At 64.1% G+C, this 16,122-nt stretch carries 16 protein-coding genes; 6 read left to right on the top strand and 10 right to left on the bottom strand.

Annotation, left to right across the window (positions count from 1 at the left end; genetic code table 11):
• Positions 1-29 precede the first annotated feature (29 nt).
• Positions 30-1,679 carry an alpha/beta hydrolase gene (locus tag RX330_RS25815; RefSeq protein WP_317243970.1) on the top strand — a complete coding sequence of 550 codons (1,650 nt, stop codon included), beginning with the start codon at positions 30-32 and terminating at the stop codon, positions 1,677-1,679.
• Position 1,680: 1 nt separating this feature from the next.
• Here the strand turns inward: RX330_RS25815 and RX330_RS25820 are convergent, their stop codons facing one another.
• Positions 1,681-3,264 (bottom strand): MDR family MFS transporter, encoded by a 1,584-nt coding sequence (locus RX330_RS25820; protein ID WP_317240342.1) that lies wholly within the window; start codon positions 3,262-3,264, stop codon positions 1,681-1,683.
• 155 nt (positions 3,265-3,419) lie between these two features.
• Positions 3,420-3,935 (bottom strand): YcgN family cysteine cluster protein, encoded by a 516-nt coding sequence (locus RX330_RS25825; protein WP_212081339.1) that lies wholly within the window; start codon positions 3,933-3,935, stop codon positions 3,420-3,422.
• Between the two features lie 292 nt (positions 3,936-4,227).
• Here RX330_RS25825 and RX330_RS25830 point away from each other — a divergent pair, with 292 nt between their 5' ends.
• From RX330_RS25830 to RX330_RS25840, 3 genes are read left to right on the top strand one after another with little or no spacing between them, the layout of a single operon-like run.
• Positions 4,228-6,516, top strand: coding sequence for a transglycosylase domain-containing protein (locus tag RX330_RS25830; RefSeq protein ID WP_212081338.1), 2,289 nt, complete (start codon positions 4,228-4,230; stop codon positions 6,514-6,516).
• Positions 6,517-6,525: 9 nt separating this feature from the next.
• Positions 6,526-7,104, top strand: a complete 579-nt coding sequence (locus RX330_RS25835) for a DUF1214 domain-containing protein (RefSeq protein WP_317240343.1) — start codon at positions 6,526-6,528, stop codon at positions 7,102-7,104.
• A complete protein-coding gene (locus RX330_RS25840; protein ID WP_212081336.1) occupies positions 7,101-7,685 on the top strand; it encodes a DUF1254 domain-containing protein in 585 nt (194 codons plus the stop codon). Before RX330_RS25835 ends, RX330_RS25840 begins: the two co-directional genes overlap by 4 nt.
• Before the next feature lie 188 nt (positions 7,686-7,873).
• Here RX330_RS25840 and RX330_RS25845 read toward each other — a convergent pair whose 3' ends face one another.
• The 5 genes from RX330_RS25845 to RX330_RS25865 form a co-directional block, all read right to left on the bottom strand.
• Positions 7,874-8,644 carry an amino acid ABC transporter ATP-binding protein gene (locus RX330_RS25845; protein WP_249153051.1) on the bottom strand — a complete coding sequence of 257 codons (771 nt, stop codon included), beginning with the start codon at positions 8,642-8,644 and terminating at the stop codon, positions 7,874-7,876.
• 38 nt (positions 8,645-8,682) lie between these two features.
• Positions 8,683-9,378 (bottom strand): amino acid ABC transporter permease, encoded by a 696-nt coding sequence (locus RX330_RS25850; protein ID WP_317240344.1) that lies wholly within the window; start codon positions 9,376-9,378, stop codon positions 8,683-8,685.
• Entirely contained in the window at positions 9,375-10,169 is a 795-nt protein-coding gene (locus RX330_RS25855; RefSeq protein WP_317240345.1) for an amino acid ABC transporter permease, read from the bottom strand. The genes RX330_RS25850 and RX330_RS25855 overlap by 4 nt, the downstream gene beginning before the upstream one ends.
• 65 nt (positions 10,170-10,234) lie before the next feature.
• Positions 10,235-11,143: an amino acid ABC transporter substrate-binding protein gene (locus tag RX330_RS25860; protein ID WP_317240346.1), complete on the bottom strand. Its 909-nt coding sequence runs from the start codon at positions 11,141-11,143 to the stop codon at positions 10,235-10,237.
• 19 nt (positions 11,144-11,162) lie between these two features.
• Entirely contained in the window at positions 11,163-12,323 is a 1,161-nt protein-coding gene (locus RX330_RS25865) for an aminotransferase class V-fold PLP-dependent enzyme (protein WP_317240347.1), read from the bottom strand.
• Between the two features lie 178 nt (positions 12,324-12,501).
• Between RX330_RS25865 and RX330_RS25870 the strand changes: the two genes are divergently transcribed.
• Complete coding sequence (locus RX330_RS25870; RefSeq protein ID WP_317240348.1) at positions 12,502-13,302, top strand: IclR family transcriptional regulator; 801 nt, start codon at positions 12,502-12,504, stop codon at positions 13,300-13,302.
• A 634-nt stretch (positions 13,303-13,936) separates the two neighbouring features.
• Here RX330_RS25870 and RX330_RS25875 read toward each other — a convergent pair.
• Positions 13,937-14,209, bottom strand: a complete 273-nt coding sequence (locus RX330_RS25875; protein WP_317240349.1) for a hypothetical protein — start codon at positions 14,207-14,209, stop codon at positions 13,937-13,939.
• Between the two features lie 499 nt (positions 14,210-14,708).
• Between RX330_RS25875 and RX330_RS25880 the strand changes: the two genes are divergently transcribed.
• Positions 14,709-14,894, top strand: coding sequence for a hypothetical protein (locus tag RX330_RS25880; protein WP_212081329.1), 186 nt, complete (start codon positions 14,709-14,711; stop codon positions 14,892-14,894).
• Positions 14,895-15,271: 377 nt separating this feature from the next.
• Here the strand turns inward: RX330_RS25880 and RX330_RS25885 are convergent, their stop codons facing one another.
• Both RX330_RS25885 and RX330_RS25890 read right to left on the bottom strand, forming a co-directional pair.
• Positions 15,272-15,511, bottom strand: a complete 240-nt coding sequence (locus RX330_RS25885) for a hypothetical protein (protein ID WP_212081328.1) — start codon at positions 15,509-15,511, stop codon at positions 15,272-15,274.
• A 257-nt stretch (positions 15,512-15,768) separates the two neighbouring features.
• Positions 15,769-15,978, bottom strand: a complete 210-nt coding sequence (locus RX330_RS25890; RefSeq protein WP_212081327.1) for a cold-shock protein — start codon at positions 15,976-15,978, stop codon at positions 15,769-15,771.
• Between the last annotated feature and the right edge of the window lie 144 nt (positions 15,979-16,122).

Below are 16,122 nucleotides of genomic sequence, written 5' to 3' on the forward strand. Positions count from 1 at the left end.
AATTGCTGTCGTTGTCCGGCGTCGGCCTCATGCTCGGTGCCCTGTTCTTCGCAGCCTCGCTGACGCCGACGCTGATTCCGCGGAGCTATCTCACGCAGGGCGCCATCGCCGGCGCGTGCTTTGGGATCGGCTATCTCGCCGGCAATGTCTGGCGCTGGCTGTGGCACTATCTCGAATTGCCCGAGCCGTCGGCGCGCCTGAGATCGACCGCAAACGCACTGGTCGCGGCCGCCTGCCTGCTCGTCGTCACTGTTTTTCTGTGGCGGGCGGCAGGATGGCAAGACTCGATACGCAGCGTGATGAAGATGGCGCCGGTCGAGACGGTCCATCCGCTCAAGGTCTGCGCCATCGCCGTGATGACGTTCGTCGTGCTGCTGGTGCTGGGGCGGCTGTTCGCGCTTGCCGTGCGCTTCATCGCCGCGCGTGCGAGGCGCGTCATTCCGCGGAGGATCGCGAACGTCATCGGCGTGCTCGCCGCGGGCCTGTTGTTCTGGTCCATCGCCAGCAATGTCCTGATCCGCACGGCGTTCAACGTGCTCGATTCGTCCTTTCGCGAAGTCGACGCCTTGCTCGAGCCCGAGCGGCCGCAGCCGACCGCGCCGGAACGGACAGGAAGTGCCGCCTCGCTGGTGAAGTGGGCGCAGCTCGGACGCATGGGGCGCCGGTTCATCGCCTCGGGGCCGACCGCACCGGAGATCAGCGCCGTTACGGGACGGCCCGCGCAGGAGCCCGTGCGGGTCTATGTCGGCCTAGGTGGCGCCGACACGGCGCAAGCGCGCGCCAGGCTCGCGCTCGACGAGCTCAAGCGCCAGCACGGCTTCGACCGCAAGATCCTGATCGTCGTCACGCCAACCGGAACCGGCTGGATCGACCCCGCCGCGATGGACACCGTCGAATATCTCCACCATGGCGACATCGCCAGTGTCGCGATGCAGTATTCCTATCTCAACAGTCCGCTGTCGCTGCTGTTTCAGCCAGAATACGGTGCAGAAGCGGCGCGCGCCCTGTTTTCGGAAATCTACGGCTACTGGACGACGCTGCCGAAGGACCGGCGGCCGAAGCTGTACCTGCATGGACTGAGCCTCGGCGCGATGAACTCGGAGAAATCCGCAGAGCTGTTCGAGATGATCGGCGATCCAATTGCGGGCGCACTTTTGAGCGGCGCGCCGTTCGAAAGTCGCATCTGGCGCTCGATCACGGCGGGCCGCAATCCGGGCACGCCGGCCTGGCTGCCGGAATTCCGCGACGGCCGCTTCGTACGCTTCATGAACCAGAATGGACCGACCGTGCCGGCAGATGCGCCCTGGGGTCCGATGCGCGTCGTCTATCTGCAATATGCGAGCGACGCGATCACCTTCTTCGCCTATCGCGACGCCTATCGGGCCCCCGACTGGATGACGGCGCCGCGCGGGCCGGATGTGTCACCGGAGTTGCGATGGTATCCCGTCGTGACCATGCTGCAGCTCGCCCTCGACATGGCGGTCGCGACCAATACGCCGATGGGCTTTGGCCATGTCTACGCGCCCGAACATTACGTCGATGCCTGGGTCGCCGTCACAGATGTCCGGGATTGGTCCACTGATGCGCTGGCGCAGCTCAAGACCCATCTCGCAGCGGCGGCGCGAAAGGCCGCCGAGGGCAACGTCGCAAACGAGCCTTACGCCGATCGAGGCGGCTAGCCTACTCCGCCATCTCGACGGGTTGCTTCGCCGAGGGACCGGCCAGCGGCCGCTCTTCCATCATGATCAGACAGAGCGCGGCAATCGTCATCAGCGCGGTGGCCGCGCCGAACACGTAGCGGAAGGCGTGCCGCATGTCTTCGGCGGGAATGGCGACGCTGCCTGCGGCATGATGCTCGCCGGCGAGCGGAACGTCGATGCCGAGCGCGATCAGCAGGATAGCCGCGAAAGCGGCGACCGTGAAGGACGACATCAGCGAGCGGAAGAAGTTCAAGGCGCCGGTGATGGTGCCGACCTGCGCCCGCGCGACCGAATTCTGCACCGAGACCACGCAGACCGGAAAGGTGGTGCCGAGGCCGAGCGCAAACGCCGCCATCAGCGTCAGCAGGCCCCATAGCGGCAGCGTCGTCAGCGTGAGGCCAAGGCCACACAGCACGGCCCAGGAGGTGCCGATGATGGCGACGCGCTTGTAGTGCTTGGCCCGCGCCATGGTGCGGCCGGCAACGGCCGCGCCAACGGTCGAGACGGCGGCGAGCGGAATGAGCGCAAGGCCCGCCTCGCTGGCGGTTAGGTGATAGACGGATTCGTAATAGAGCGGGAGCTGGACCGTGAGGCCGGTAATGGCGCCGAGAGCGCAACCGCCGGCCATGAGCCCGAACGGCACGACGCTTCCGCCGAGCAGCGGCAGCGGCAGGAACGGCTCGTCGGCGCGCCGGGCGTGCCACACGAAGCTGACCGCGAGCGCGACGGCGCCACCGACCATCGCCAGCACAGTCGGCGACAGCCACGGAAAACGCGTGCCGCCCCAGGTCAGCACCAGCATGAAGACGACGGCGGAGGCCATCAGCAGAACGCCACCAAGCCAGTCGACCTTGCGCTTGCGGTGGAACACCGGAATCTTCTTCATCTTCGGCAGCAGCAGCGCGAGCGCCGCGGCCGTCAGCGGCAGATTGATCCAGAAGATCATCGACCAGTGCAGATGCTCGGCGAACACGCCGCCGATGACCGGGCCCAGGATGCCGCCGACCATCCACACGCTGGAGAAATAAGCCTGATACTGGCCGCGCTCGCGCGGGGAGACGACGTCGGAGATCACGGTCTGCACCACAGGCATGATGCCGCCGCCGCCGAGACCCTGAAGGCCGCGCGACAGGATCAGCATCGGCATATTCGGCGCGATCGCGCACAGCACCGAGCCTGCCACGAACAGGCTGAGCGAGATGATGATCATGGCGCGCCGGCCGTAGATGTCGCTCAAGGTGCCGAACACCGGCGCGACCGCGGTCGAGGCGAGCAGATAGGCGGTGATGACCCAGGAGAGATTGGAGACGTCCTGGAACTGGCGCCCGATGGTCGGCAGCGCGGTCGCCACGATGGTCTGGTCGAGGGCGGCCAGGAACATCGTCAGCATCAGGCTGATGACAATGGTGCGGACCTCGTCCTGCGACAGCGGCGCCGGCGGCGCGATCGACGGGGCATCATCGACGCTGATGACTTCGCTCGGAAGCCGGGACAGCTCTTCGGCGATATCATCGGGCAAAGTCTGGGTATCGGCAGAACTGGTCTGCCGTTCGAACTTGTTCATTTCGATCGGGCATCGTGGGGCGGCGCAACGCCGCGATGGATTCGTTCTATGCAGCCAATGTAGACAGCAAAGTTCGTCCCAGGCAGGCACCGCGGCGCATGGGAGCATCCCGCCCGGGGGTCATCCCGAACAATTGAACGGCGGCGTGCGGCGGATCAGTCCTTCGGACGTCGCTTCAGGCGGGCCCGTTTCGGCAGCAGCGCCGGCCATTGCACGATGTGGTCTTCGAGCTCCTCGTCCGGAATCTGCTCCTCGCTGCCTTCGACCCGGCCGCGCACGGAGACGCCGGCGTCATGCACGGTGTTGGGATCACCGGAGACCAGCGGATGCCACCAATAGAGATCGCGGCCTTCGGCAACGAGCTTGTAGCCGCAGCTCGGCGGCAGCCAGTTCAGAGTGCGGACATTGGCCGGGGTCAGGCGGACGCAATCCGGAACCTTGTCGGAGCGATTCGGATAGTCCTTGCAGCCGCAGCTCGCGCCATCGAGCAGCTTGCAGCCGATATGGGTGAAATAGATCTGCCCGGTGTCCTCGTCCTCGAGCTTGTTCAGGCAGCAGCGCCCGCAGCCGTCGCACAGGCTTTCCCATTCGGGCCCCGACATCTCTTCCAACGTCTTGGTTTTCCAGAAGAATCCTTCCTGGCCTGAAGGTCGTTTGGGAACTGCGGTCATGCGCCTCAACAAAAGTTCAAAAGAGCTACGGCGAAACCATCTAGGGCGTGCGGCCGGGGTGGTGCAAGCAACGCGCTTTTGGGGCCCGTAGTGACCCGGGGTCAATTCAGCCTGTTGTTCAAAATCGCGAGCGTGACCATTGGTTTATGGGCTCCGCTCGGCTAGAAGGAACAGCAAGTCCCTCGGATGCTGGCCGGGCGCCTTGGGTTTGCCGCAACATTCCCCCAAGACGTCTCGACGCCGCCCCGGCCGGGTGCTTGAACGCTTTCGAAGCGAGCCTCAAGGGTTCTAGGTGCGCCAGATCATACCACCGCATTGGAAGCAGAGGATCCGGAATTTCTTCCTGGATCTGGACGCGCGCATCGACTCCTCGCTGTTCTCCTCGGCCAAGGGCATCCGCGAGCTCTACGAGCGCTACTCGACCTTCATGGACCGCTTCTATGTCGGGCGGTGGAAGCGCTGGGTATTCATAGAGCCGCTGTCGGAGGCCGCGACCCTCGGCCTCGGCGGCCTGGTCGTGATGCTCACCCTCGCCATTCCCGCCTTCCGCGAGACCGCGGACGAGGACTGGCTGAAGAAGTCCGATCTGGCGGTGAGCTTCCTCGACCGCTACGGCAACCCGATCGGCAGCCGCGGCATCAAGCACAACGACTCGATCCCGCTGGAAGATTTTCCTGACGTGCTGATCAAGGCGACGCTGGCGACCGAAGACCGCCGATTCTACGAGCATTTCGGCATCGACATCGCCGGCACCGCGCGCGCGCTCGTCACCAACGCGCAAGCTGGCGGCGTCCGCCAGGGCGGCTCCTCCATCACCCAGCAGCTCGCCAAGAACCTGTTCCTGAGCAACGAGCGCACCATCGAACGCAAGGTCAACGAGGCCTTCCTCGCGATCTGGCTTGAATGGCGCCTGACCAAGAACGAGATCCTCAAGCTGTATCTGGACCGCGCCTATATGGGCGGCGGCACCTTCGGCGTCGACGGCGCGGCGCATTTCTACTTCAACAAATCCGCGCGCGACGTGACGCTGGCGGAAGCGGCGATGCTCGCCGGCCTGTTCAAGGCGCCGACCAAATACGCGCCCCACATCAACCTGCCTGCGGCGCGCGCCCGCGCCAACGTCGTGCTCGACAATCTCGTCGATGCCGGCTTCATGACCGAGGGCCAGGTGTTCGGCGCCCGCCGCAACCCCGCCTTCGCGGTCGACCGCCGCGACGAGGCGTCGCCGAACTATTATCTCGACTACGCCTTCGACGAGATGCGCAAGCTGGTCGACACCTTCCCGAAATCCTACACCGAGCGCGTCTTCGTGGTCCGCACCGCGATCGACGCCAACGTGCAGAAGGCGGCCGAAGACGCGGTCGAGAACCAGCTTCGCCAGTTCGGCCGCGACTATCACGCGACGCAGGCGGCGACCGTGGTGGCTGATCTCGACGGCGGCATCCGCGCCATGGTCGGCGGCCGCGACTACGGCGCCAGCCAGTTCAACCGCGCCACCGACGCCTATCGCCAGCCCGGCTCCTCGTTCAAGCCTTACGTCTACACCACCGCGCTGCTGAACGGTTACACGCCGAACTCGATCGTGGTCGACGGCCCGGTCTGCATCGGCAATTGGTGCCCGCAGAATTATGGCCATTCCTATTCCGGCTCGGTGACGCTGACGCAGGCGATCACGCGCTCGATCAACGTCGTGCCGGTGAAGCTGTCGATCGAGATCGGCCGGAAGAACGAGCCGAAGACGCAGAACCCCGCCAAGGTCGGCCGCGCCAAGATCGTCGAGGTCGCGCGCCGGTTCGGGCTCAAGGCGCCGCTGCCCGACACGCCGTCGCTGCCGATCGGCTCGGACGAAGTCACCGTGCTCGAGCACGCCGTGGCCTACGCGACGTTTCCGAACCGCGGCAAGGCCGTGACGCCGCACGCCGTGCTGGAGGTGCGCACCGGCGCCGGCGATCCGGTCTGGCGCTGGGACCGCGACGGGCCGAAGCCGCGGCAGGCGATCCCCGCCTCCGTTGCCGCCGACATGGCCGGCATGATGAGCCACGTCGTCAGCGAAGGCACCGCGCGCCGCGCAGCCCTCGACGGCATTCCGACCGCGGGCAAGACCGGCACCACCAACGCGTATCGCGACGCCTGGTTCGTCGGCTACACCGGCAATTTCACCTGCGCGGTGTGGTACGGCAACGACGACTATTCGCCGACCAACCGCATGACCGGCGGCTCGCTGCCGGCGCAGACCTGGCACGACATCATGCTCGCGGCGCATCAGGGCATCGAGGTCCGGGAGATCCCCGGCATCGGCATGGGCCAGAAGCTGCCGCCGCAGCATGTCAGCAACGCGCAGGCCAATGCGGCGCCGAAGATCCTGGAGACCAAGCCGGGTCCGCCGCCGGTACTGACCAAGCGCGGCGCCGACATCCTGGTGCGCGTCGAGAAGCTGCTGGATGACGCAGCCAAGTCTGCAAGGAAATCGGCGGATGCCGACACCAAGCCGGCCGGGCCGTCCTCGGCGGCGAGCGCGCTCGCCTTCCCGCAGAATTATGCGGAAGAGAATGCCAACGTGTCCGTCCCGCGCAAGAACTGATCGAAACAAGTGCGGCTGATCCTGATCACATTGACGGCCCTCCTGCTCGCGACCGTGGTCGGCGTCGGCGCGACCTGGATGACGACGACGCGAGGCACCGAGATCGGCGCGCTGACGATCGGCGCCTGGACCGCGCGGCCGCGCACCGGCACCGCAGACGTCGATCCCTATTCGCGCGCCACCATCGTGCGCAACGGCGAGCTGCCGATCGGCACCGGCGACGGCGTCGCCTTCACCGCCACCACTGACGACAAGAAGAAGGCGCTCGACGGCCGCTGCGACGTCGTCGTTTCCGGCGTGACGCCGCCGGCGCGGTTCTGGACGCTGACGCTCTACGACCGCAAGGGCCACCTCGTCGCCAATTCACTCCAGCGCTACGGCTTCACCAGCCAGGAGATCGTGCGGCAGTCCGACGGTTCGTTCGAAATCCGCATCGCTTCGCGCTCGCGCGCCGGCAATTGGCTGCCGACCGGCGGCATCGAGCGCTACGCACTCATGCTGCGCCTCTACGACACCCCCGTTGGCGTTGCGACGCGCACCCAGCGCGATGCGCCGATGCCCAGCATCACGACGGCGGGCTGCTCATGATCCGCCTGCTGTTCACCATCATCGCCGGCATCGTTCTGGGCCTCGTCGTCCATCTCGTCAGCGTGCTGGCGCTGCCGCGGATCGCGACGCAGGATGCCTATTCGCGGTTGACGCCGATGACGAAGCTCAACGGCGTCAGCCAGCTTCCCCTCGCCGATCCCAACACCTCGCCAATGCCGTTCATGGATCCGGCCTTCGCGCTGGCGATCTGCCGCTATGATCTGACGAACGGGCCGATCAAGCTGACGGTGCCGGTGAGCCAGGCCTATACCTCGGTGTCGTTCTACACCCGCAACGAGATCGCCTATTACGCCATCAACGACCGCTCGGCGGGCCGCAAGGTGATCGAACTCGACCTGATGACGGAAGCGCAGCACAGCGAGCTGCCCGAGGACGAAGAGGTCACCGCGGCCGACCGACTGATCATCGATTCCCCCTCGACCACCGGCCTGATCGTGATGAAGGCGCTCGCCCCCGAGCCCGGCCTGATGCCGCAGGCGCAGGCGACGCTTGCAGCCGCGAGCTGCGGACCACAGACCGATCAGCCCGCCAAGGCCGAGGCGCCGCGTGGCCGGCGCTGAGGCGCGGCCGTTTCGCCAGCCTCATAACAAAAAGTGCGAAAACAACCCCATGCACAGTAGCGGGGCCATTGAAATCATTGGGGTCTTCAGTCGTCGGTGACGACACGATGGCTCGCAATGACGCTGCTTTGACAGGGCGGGCAAAACACCCGCAGAACGGCATCATCGCGAGGAACGGTCCTCCCCGGTCAATGAATGATCTGGCCGAGAAAATCCCTCGCCCGTTCCGTGCGTGGCGCGCGGAAGAAGGTTTCGGGATCGGCTTCCTCGACAATCGCCCCGCGGTCCATGAAAACCACGCGGTCCGCGACTTCGCGGGCGAAGCCCATCTCGTGCGTGACGCAGACCATGGTCATGCCGTCCCGCGCGAGCTCCACCATGATGTCGAGCACCTCCTTGACCATCTCGGGGTCGAGCGCGGACGTCGGCTCGTCGAACAGCATGATCTTCGGCTGCATGCAGAGGGCGCGCGCGATGGCGACACGCTGCTGCTGGCCGCCGGACAGCTGTCCCGGATATTTGTTCGCCTGATCGTGGATGCGCACCTTGCGCAGGAAACCCTGCGCGCGCTCGTGCGCCTGCGCGCGTGACAGGCCGCGCACCTTCATCGGCGCCAGCATGCAATTCTCGACGATCGAGAGATGCGGAAACAGGTTGAAGCTCTGGAACACCATGCCGACCTCGCGGCGGACGGTGTTGATGTCCCCCATCCGGTCCGTCAGCTCGACGCCGTCGACGACGATCCGGCCGGAATCATGCGTCTCGATATGGTTGATGCAGCGGATCAGCGTCGACTTGCCCGAACCCGACGGACCGCAAAGCACGATCTTCTCACCTGCCCTCACACTGAGATTGATGTCATTCAGGGCCGTGAAGCGGCCGAACCGCTTCACCACCCCCTCCACGGCGACGATGGCCTGCGGTCGGCCCGTCTCGCCCACGGCGGTCTGCTGAACCATTTTCGTCTCCCAGGGGACAGGATGTCTCGCAACGTTGCTCATTGGCGCGTTCCGGCAATCGCATAGCGCTTGCGCAGCAGCGCAACACCTTGCGAAGCCGCCGAGCTGATCGCGAGGTAGACCACGACGATCACGAGGTACATCTCGACGAGGCGGCCATTGAGCTGCGCCAGCTTCGAGGCTGCGCCGAGCAGATCGGTGAGCGAGAGCACGTAGACCAGCGACGTGTCCTGGAACAGGATGATGGTCTGGCTCAGGATGATCGGGCTCGCCACGCGGAGCACTTGCGGCATGATCACGCTGCGATAGGTCTCGAAGGTGGACAATGCGAGCGCCTGGCATGCCTCGAACTGCCCGCGGTTCACGGCGCGCAGGCCGACGCGGATGATCTCCGAATAATAGGCCGCCTCGAACAGGCCGAAGGTGATGAAGGCCGTCCAGGTCGCGCCGATCGGGACCGGCCGCCCGCTTCCGCTGAGATGGCCAAGCACGATCGGCACCAGGAAGAAGAACCAGAACAGGACGAGGATCAGCGGGATCGAGCGGACCAGGGCGATGTAGCCGCGCACGATCTTTGCGATCACCGGCACCTCGAAGTGCTGCAGCAGTGCAAAGCAGGTGCCCAGGACCATGCCGACCACGAAGGCGACTGCGGTCAGCGCCAACGAAAACAGCAATCCGGACCAGAGATAGGGCCACGCCTGCAGAACGATCGAGAAATCGAGACTGTTCATTTCGCGATCTCCATTTCCGCAGGCAACGAGCCGGCCTGTTGAATATCCTCGGCGAGGTTCGGCGCGATATCATCGTGTGTCCGCGCCGTGCCGGGGATGCGCACGGCCCGGTCGATCAGCGCCATCCCCTGATACGCAATCAGCGCCAGCGCGAGGTAGATCAGCGTCGCAGCGCCGAACGCCGTGAAGGTCTGGAACGTCGCTTCGCTGATCTGGCGCGCCTGGGCCGTGAGCTCCATCAGCCCGATCGTGAGCGCGACCGAGGTGTTCTTGTAGATGCCCATCACCTCGCTCGTCAGGCTCGGCACGATCAAGCGCAGTGCCTGCGGCACGATGATGTGGCGATAGGTCAGATATGAGCTGAGCCCGAGCGCGCTCGCCGCCTCGGTCTGTCCTTTCGGCAGGGCCTCGATCCCCGCACGGACCTGCTCGGCGATCCGGGCCGCGGTGTAGAGCCCGAGACAAATGAGCGCCGGAAAGAACGATCCCCAGGGCGGCGGAATCTGCTTGATCGCGTTTCCAAGCGTCGTGGGAAGGATCTCCGGCAGGACGAAGTACCAGAGGAACATCTGCACCAGGACCGGGATGTTGCGGAAGATCTCGACATAGAGCCGCGCAAGCGCCGCAACCGCTCGGTTCTGCACGGTGCGGCCGATGCCGACGACGATTCCGACCGCAAAGGCAATCCACCAGCCGAAGAACGCCAGTGCCAGGGTCCAGCCGAGGCCCGACAACAGCCAGTCGATGTAGCGCTGGCCATCTGCCGTCGGTTCAAAAAGCACTGCGAACATGGCCAACCTCGAAGCTTTCGGATGCGAGAGAGGGTCAGCGTGCGACGGACATTCCTGTTCTCCGGCTAATCGACCGCGTCGCTGGGATGGGCGATCCGCTGCTGCAGTTCGTCCGTCAGCGGGAAAGCGAGGTTCTCGCCCTTGGGCGGAATCGCCCGCGTGAACCATTTGGCGTAAGTCTTTTCAAACTGGCCAGAGGCCATCTGCTTCGACAGAACGTCGTCAACGAGCGCCTTGAAGGGCGCATCGCCCTTCGTGAACATCAGGCCATAATAGATCTTGGCGTAGCCCTCGGGGAGAAAGATCAGCGCATCCGGTTTCGGAGCCGCGGCCTTGAGGCCGGCGAGAAGGATATCGTCTTCCATGAAGGCGGCCGCGCGGCCGGTATTCAGCATCAGGAAGGATTCGGCGTGGTCTTTCGCCTGGACGATATTGAAGCCGAGCTGCTCCTTTGCGTTTACGCCTTGCGCGAAGCCGACGGCATTGGAGCCCTGGGTCACGACGATGGTCTTGCCCTTGAGATCGCCCGCCGTCTTCAGGCCGCTATCCGCCTTGACCAGCCAGCGCGGCTGGCTGACGAAGGTGGCGACCGAGAACGAGACCTGCTCCTGCCGCTTCCTGTCGTTCGCCGTGCCGCCGCACTCGATGTCGATAGTGCCGCTTTGAATGAGGGGGATCCGGTTGGACGAGTTCACCGGCGTATATTTGACGGCGAGATTGGGCAGGTTCAGCTCCGTCTTGACCCTCTCGACGATCGCGGCGCAGAGGTCCATCGAGAAGCCGATCGGCTTTTGATCGGGACCGAGATAGGAGAACGGAATGGACGCCTCGCGATGACCGATGGTGATGGCCCCGCTCGACTTGATCCTGGCGAGCGTGGGACTGTCGGCCGCGATCGACGGCGCAGCGAAGGTGGCGGCGGCCGCAAGGCCGGACAGAACGCCCCAGACACGTGCAAAACCAGTCATGTGCATCTCCCCTCTGAAATACAGTCTAGGCGGCCCTGAATGACGGCTTCACGCCGCGCCGCCTGATGACGTCGATCAGACGATCGACGTCGGCGAAATCATTGAACATCCCGAACGACACGCGAATGCCGTCGCGCTCCGGCGACACGCGAATGCCGTTCTCTTCGAAATGGCCGAGCCATTCGGCGGCAGGGAGCGCGATGACGTAGATGTGCGGCGCGCGGTGCCGCCGCTCGCGGGGACCGACGAGGCGAATATCCAGCGTGTCGAGGCCGGCGATGAGATGATCGCCGAGATCGAGACAATGGTTCTGAATGTTCCGCACGCCCAGGGCTTCGATCATGTCGAGTGAGGCGCCGAGCGCGTGGATCGCCGGAAGATTGAAGTTGCCGAGCTCGAAGCGACGCGCGCTGGCGGCAAGCTCCAGTTTGTCGGGCCGGGCGATCAGATCGGCCGGGACCTCGGCAAGCCCGGCGGCGGCGAGATAAGCGGGCGCGAGCTCGGTACTCGACTTGTCCCAGACCAGCAGGCCAAGCCCCTGCGGCACGAGCAGGCCCTTGTGACTGCCCGACCCGATGAAGGTCGCGCGCATCGCCCTCGCGTCGATCGGCGCGACGCCGATCGCCTGCATCACGTCGACGACGAAATAGAGCCCCTTCTCCGCGCAGAGCGCGCCGACGCTTTCGACGTCGAAACGATGACCGGCGTGGAAGGTCACCTGCGACATCGAGATCGCCCGGGTCTTCTCGCCAATATGCGGACGAAGGCTGTCTGCGTTCACGACCTCCGTCATCGGCGCAAAATCGACCGTCACGCCCTTGCGCCTGAGATTGAGGAACGCATAGGCGTTGTTGGGATGATCGCCGTGGATCATCAGCACCTTGTCGCCAGCGCGCAGAGGCAGCGCGTTGGCGGCGATGTTCATGCTTTCCGAGGTGTTCTTGGTGAAGGCGACCTCATCGCCCGTCACGCCGAGAAACCGCGCCAGCTTCTCGCGGGTCTGCTCGACACGGTCGAGCCAGACGCTTTTCGGGCCGGCCGTCTCAAGACCCTCGCGGAGGAAAAGATCGATCGCCGCCTTGACCGGCCGCGCGAGCGGGGCCTGGAAGCCGGAGTCGAGATAGGTGATACGCTCGACGGCCGGAAATTCCTTCCGCACGGCATCGACGTCGTAATGGCGAGACATCCCGTTCTCCCTATGAGCGCGCCCGGAGCCGTGGACGCACTGCACAAATCCCGATCACCTGTCGGCAACGCCAACGATATGAGCAATCCGGACGAACGGTCGAGATCAATTTTCATATTTCAATAGTATTTATTCCGAAAAATGATAATTATATGACTCCGAGGGAGGACGGATACAGATGCCGGAGATCAATGCCGATGGACCGCTCGACCGGGCATTCGCCATCGTGGGTCACGTCGCCGGCCAGGTCAGAGCGGTCTCGGTCGCGGAGATCGCCAGCGCGCTGGCCCTCCCTCTGCCGACCGCGCATCGCCTGATCGGCAATCTCGAGCAGCGCGGGCTTCTGCAGAAGGCGTTGGGAACCAAGCGCTACGTGGTCGGCAATCAACTGGTCACGCTGTCGGCCAAGGTCATCGGCGCGGCCTTCCGCACCGCGCGCCGGCACGCCGTGCTGCGCGCTGTCGCGGCCGAGATCGGCGAGCAATGCGAGATCGGCGTGGTGCGGGACAATGTCGTGGCCTATGTCGACAGTGTCCGCGTGTCGCAACCGCAGGGGCTGCAATTCAATCCGGGCCAGGCGGCGCCGCTGCACTGCACCTCGACCGGCAAGATCTATATGAGCCGGCTGCCGGAGCGGGCGCGCGAAAAGCTGTGCCGCGCACTTGTACTCACTAAGTACACGGAGACCACCATCGTCGACGTCGAAGGTCTGATGAAGGTCCTCGACGAGACCCGCAAGCGCGGCTGGGCCAAGACCAACGAGGAATATGTGCGAGGGGTGGTCGGCTGCGCCGTGCCCATCCTGTCTCAGGACCGCGAACTGATCGCCTGTCTCGGCGTCTCCGTTCCCCTGGCCCGCGTGAGCTTCGCCGAGCTGGACCGCTTCATCGCGCCTCTTCAGAAGGCCGCCGCGCTGCTGTCGGAAACCATCCTTCAGGCTGACGAGGACGGTGCGGGCGATGGATCTGAGAAGCTCTAGTCCTGCATCGCCCGCAGCCCAGATCGCACCCGACAAGTCGCAGCTTTCCGATTGGCCGTACTTCCCCTCGCACAAGGAGGCATCGCGTGGCGGCAACCAGAATCAATTCGACGTTGCGCAAGATCGTTCCTGCGAACCGCATAAGCCTTCGATGAATGTCATCAGGAACGTTTGCGCGCGGCTTTGATTGGCGTGTCATCGTCAACCGGAGTTTGAACAATGCGAAAGACAATCTTCTCAGTGGCCATGTGTGCGTTGCTTGCCGGCGCGTCGATCGGTTTCGCCCATGCGCAGGCAGGAGGCGGCGCGGGTGGAGCCGGCGGTGCAGGCGCTGGCGCTGGAACTGGAGGAGCCGCCGCCGGCTCGGATGGCGGAACGAGCGGCGCTGCGGCGGGAACAGGGTCGAGCGGGACGGGTGCGACGGGCGGCACGACCGGATCCGGCGCGAGCACCGGCGGGGGTGCCGCGGGTGCCGCTGGCCAGGGCGGTCCTCAGACTATCCGTCCCGGCGGCTCCAACGATCCGACCCGACGGTAACAACCTCCTCGCCTCGTGATGTGAGGAAGGGAGCTGCTGGTTTATACCAGCAGCTTCCCTCGGGGCCGTCGGCCATGCGGCGCGTCACGGGCCAACGCTACGGGCTGAACAGGCTACGGAGAAACCGCTCCTTTTCGCCAGGCGCGTAACCCTGAGAAGCGCCAAAATACGGCTCACTGAAGCCAGGGTAGACCGCGGCCCCGTGTTGCGTCGTCGGAGGTGAGTAGGCAAAGGCGGACGTGGGACCCGATCGGATCACGCCCTGACCGGAATGAACAATATCGTGGCGCCGCTGTGGATGATGCACCTTCGCCGCGTTGGCCACGCCGCCCAAGGTGATCAGAAGACTCAAGGCCAGAATGAACCGCATCGCTGTTTCTCCAAACCCCCGCCTGCTTAGTTGGCGTTCGGCCGGAGCGTTCCAACACATCGTGGCCTCACGATTGCTCACATCCCTGGCACCGGGAACGCCCTGCAGGCGTAATGTTTGTGCCTCCTCAGTCGCAACAGTTGGAGGGTTCCCTTTTCGCCCGCTTTCCTCCATAGTTCGGCATGGCAAAAGCAAAAGTGAGCTTCAAACCGGTTCGTAAATCTGAGGGCGACTGGGCTATCATCGCCGAGTACCCAGGCGCAGAACCCCGAGAGATAACGGGCTTCGCGAGCAAGGCCGATATTGACGATTGGATGAATGGAGAGCGTCGGATCGCATGGCTCCGATCACAGGGCTACGCGAAGTGACTCGATAACTCTTCCGCTTGTCGTCTGCGGCTTCTGGCTTGCGGTGAAGGTCTGCCGAGTTTGCGGCCAGCTGTTATGGCCATCAGCGCCAGATGGCGACGCGGCCCTGATCAATGGGTAAGGATCCAGCAATGACCAAGACCAAACGCTCCGCCGAGCAGCAGATCGCCGATGAGGCGGACCGACGGGCGCAGAACCCGAACGGAGCGCGGCAGACGATCGCGGACAGTCAAGCCGATCCAGAGTTTCACGAAAACCACAAACGTCTCAGGGCGGAGCGGTTGGCGCGAGATGCGGCGCACAAGTCGTCCAAATGAGTCACGTGGCCGGGTGCGCAACGAGTCGCCATTTGGGCTCGGATTGAGCTGGCTGCCTCCCGACGGTATGGGAGGCCAATGGACGCTTGCGCTTGCGGAATGGATCCGGGACGTCACTGAAAATACGAAAGCTGATCTTCCGTAACGACGCGCTCGATCTTCTCGGACTTGCACTTGATACGATACCTCACTCGCCCATCCGACTCGATGGGCATGTGTTGTACGATCGTGTAAATCATCGGCGGTTCAGTTGCGGCGCGCCCTTGTGGGCCTTGAGCTTGGTGGCGAACGTCTTCATTCAGCTTATAGGCATATGGCATGTTTTTACCTCACCGCTTACGGATTGTGTCCAGCCCCATGTGTTCCAGGCGAATCCTCTAATCCTCAAGAATGGATTTCGTAGCCTCGAATATCTGTTCCGCTGTGCCCTTGATCGTGCCCTTCGCCCAGGCCTGAAACACGGTCACGTAGGCATGCTTGTAAGCCACGTCGTCTGCAGAAAAATAGACCTCGTCCGTGGCAGTGTCCAAGACAAGCGCTCCTGTATCAATGCAAATCTCCTCGACCAGGACCAGGCGCTCTTCATGCTCGGCCAGATGACGTCTTACAATGCTCATTGAATCTCCTGCTTGGTACCGACCATATCACGTCCCGGACGCACTCACGCTTGGTGAATAGGCCGCCGTGCTCGGCAGACGGTCGAAAGCCTCTTACCGGGCAGCCTGTAGACGTCGCCCGGCTCTAGGTTTGCGCTTCGAGAAGCTCTCGTGCACTGAAATCAAAAACCCCGCTCCCGATGGCTCGGGGGCGGGGCAGGACCACAAGCTCCGCCAGTACATCCGTGGCTGGAGCGACAGGTCTGTCGTGCTCTTAACTAAGCAGCACGAAGGTTTTCGGCAGCGGACTTGCCCGTGCGACGGTCTGCGACGACGTCGTAAGACAGCGTCTGACCTTCGTTCAGTGTTCCCATACCGGCGCGTTCGACCGCGCTGATGTGAACAAAAACGTCGTTGCTGCCGTTTGATGGCTGGATAAAGCCGAAGCCCTTTTGGGTGTTAAACCACTTCACTGTACCTGTATTCATCAGGATTTCCTTTCGCATGCGCGCAGGACCTGGCGCGCAGAGGTGCGGCCAGCGGTCCGGTTAGTCGATGATGGAGAATGTCTGAAACGTGCGCGCCGTCAGGATATGAGGCGAAAGCGGAACAGTTGTTCGGCCAGTATCGAT

Origin of the sequence: Bradyrhizobium sp. NDS-1 (genome assembly GCF_032918005.1) — a bacterium.
GTDB classification, from domain to species: domain Bacteria; phylum Pseudomonadota; class Alphaproteobacteria; order Rhizobiales; family Xanthobacteraceae; genus Bradyrhizobium; species Bradyrhizobium tunisiense.

Bases quoted from the DNA above. Each gene is read 5' to 3' on its own strand.
- RX330_RS25815 (WP_317243970.1), top strand. From the start codon at position 30: ATGCTCGGTGCCCTGTTCTTCGCAGCCTCGCTGACGCCGACGCTGATT.
- RX330_RS25820 (WP_317240342.1), bottom strand. From the start codon at position 3,264: ATGAACAAGTTCGAACGGCAGACCAGTTCTGCCGATACCCAGACTTTG.
- RX330_RS25825 (WP_212081339.1), bottom strand. From the start codon at position 3,935: ATGACCGCAGTTCCCAAACGACCTTCAGGCCAGGAAGGATTCTTCTGG.
- RX330_RS25840 (WP_212081336.1), top strand. From the start codon at position 7,101: ATGATCCGCCTGCTGTTCACCATCATCGCCGGCATCGTTCTGGGCCTC.
- RX330_RS25845 (WP_249153051.1), bottom strand. From the start codon at position 8,644: ATGGTTCAGCAGACCGCCGTGGGCGAGACGGGCCGACCGCAGGCCATC.
- RX330_RS25850 (WP_317240344.1), bottom strand. From the start codon at position 9,378: ATGAACAGTCTCGATTTCTCGATCGTTCTGCAGGCGTGGCCCTATCTC.
- RX330_RS25855 (WP_317240345.1), bottom strand. From the start codon at position 10,169: ATGTTCGCAGTGCTTTTTGAACCGACGGCAGATGGCCAGCGCTACATC.
- RX330_RS25860 (WP_317240346.1), bottom strand. From the start codon at position 11,143: ATGCACATGACTGGTTTTGCACGTGTCTGGGGCGTTCTGTCCGGCCTT.
- RX330_RS25865 (WP_317240347.1), bottom strand. From the start codon at position 12,323: ATGTCTCGCCATTACGACGTCGATGCCGTGCGGAAGGAATTTCCGGCC.
- RX330_RS25870 (WP_317240348.1), top strand. From the start codon at position 12,502: ATGCCGGAGATCAATGCCGATGGACCGCTCGACCGGGCATTCGCCATC.
- RX330_RS25875 (WP_317240349.1), bottom strand. From the start codon at position 14,209: ATGCGGTTCATTCTGGCCTTGAGTCTTCTGATCACCTTGGGCGGCGTG.
- RX330_RS25880 (WP_212081329.1), top strand. From the start codon at position 14,709: ATGACCAAGACCAAACGCTCCGCCGAGCAGCAGATCGCCGATGAGGCG.
- RX330_RS25885 (WP_212081328.1), bottom strand. From the start codon at position 15,511: ATGAGCATTGTAAGACGTCATCTGGCCGAGCATGAAGAGCGCCTGGTC.
- RX330_RS25890 (WP_212081327.1), bottom strand. From the start codon at position 15,978: ATGAATACAGGTACAGTGAAGTGGTTTAACACCCAAAAGGGCTTCGGC.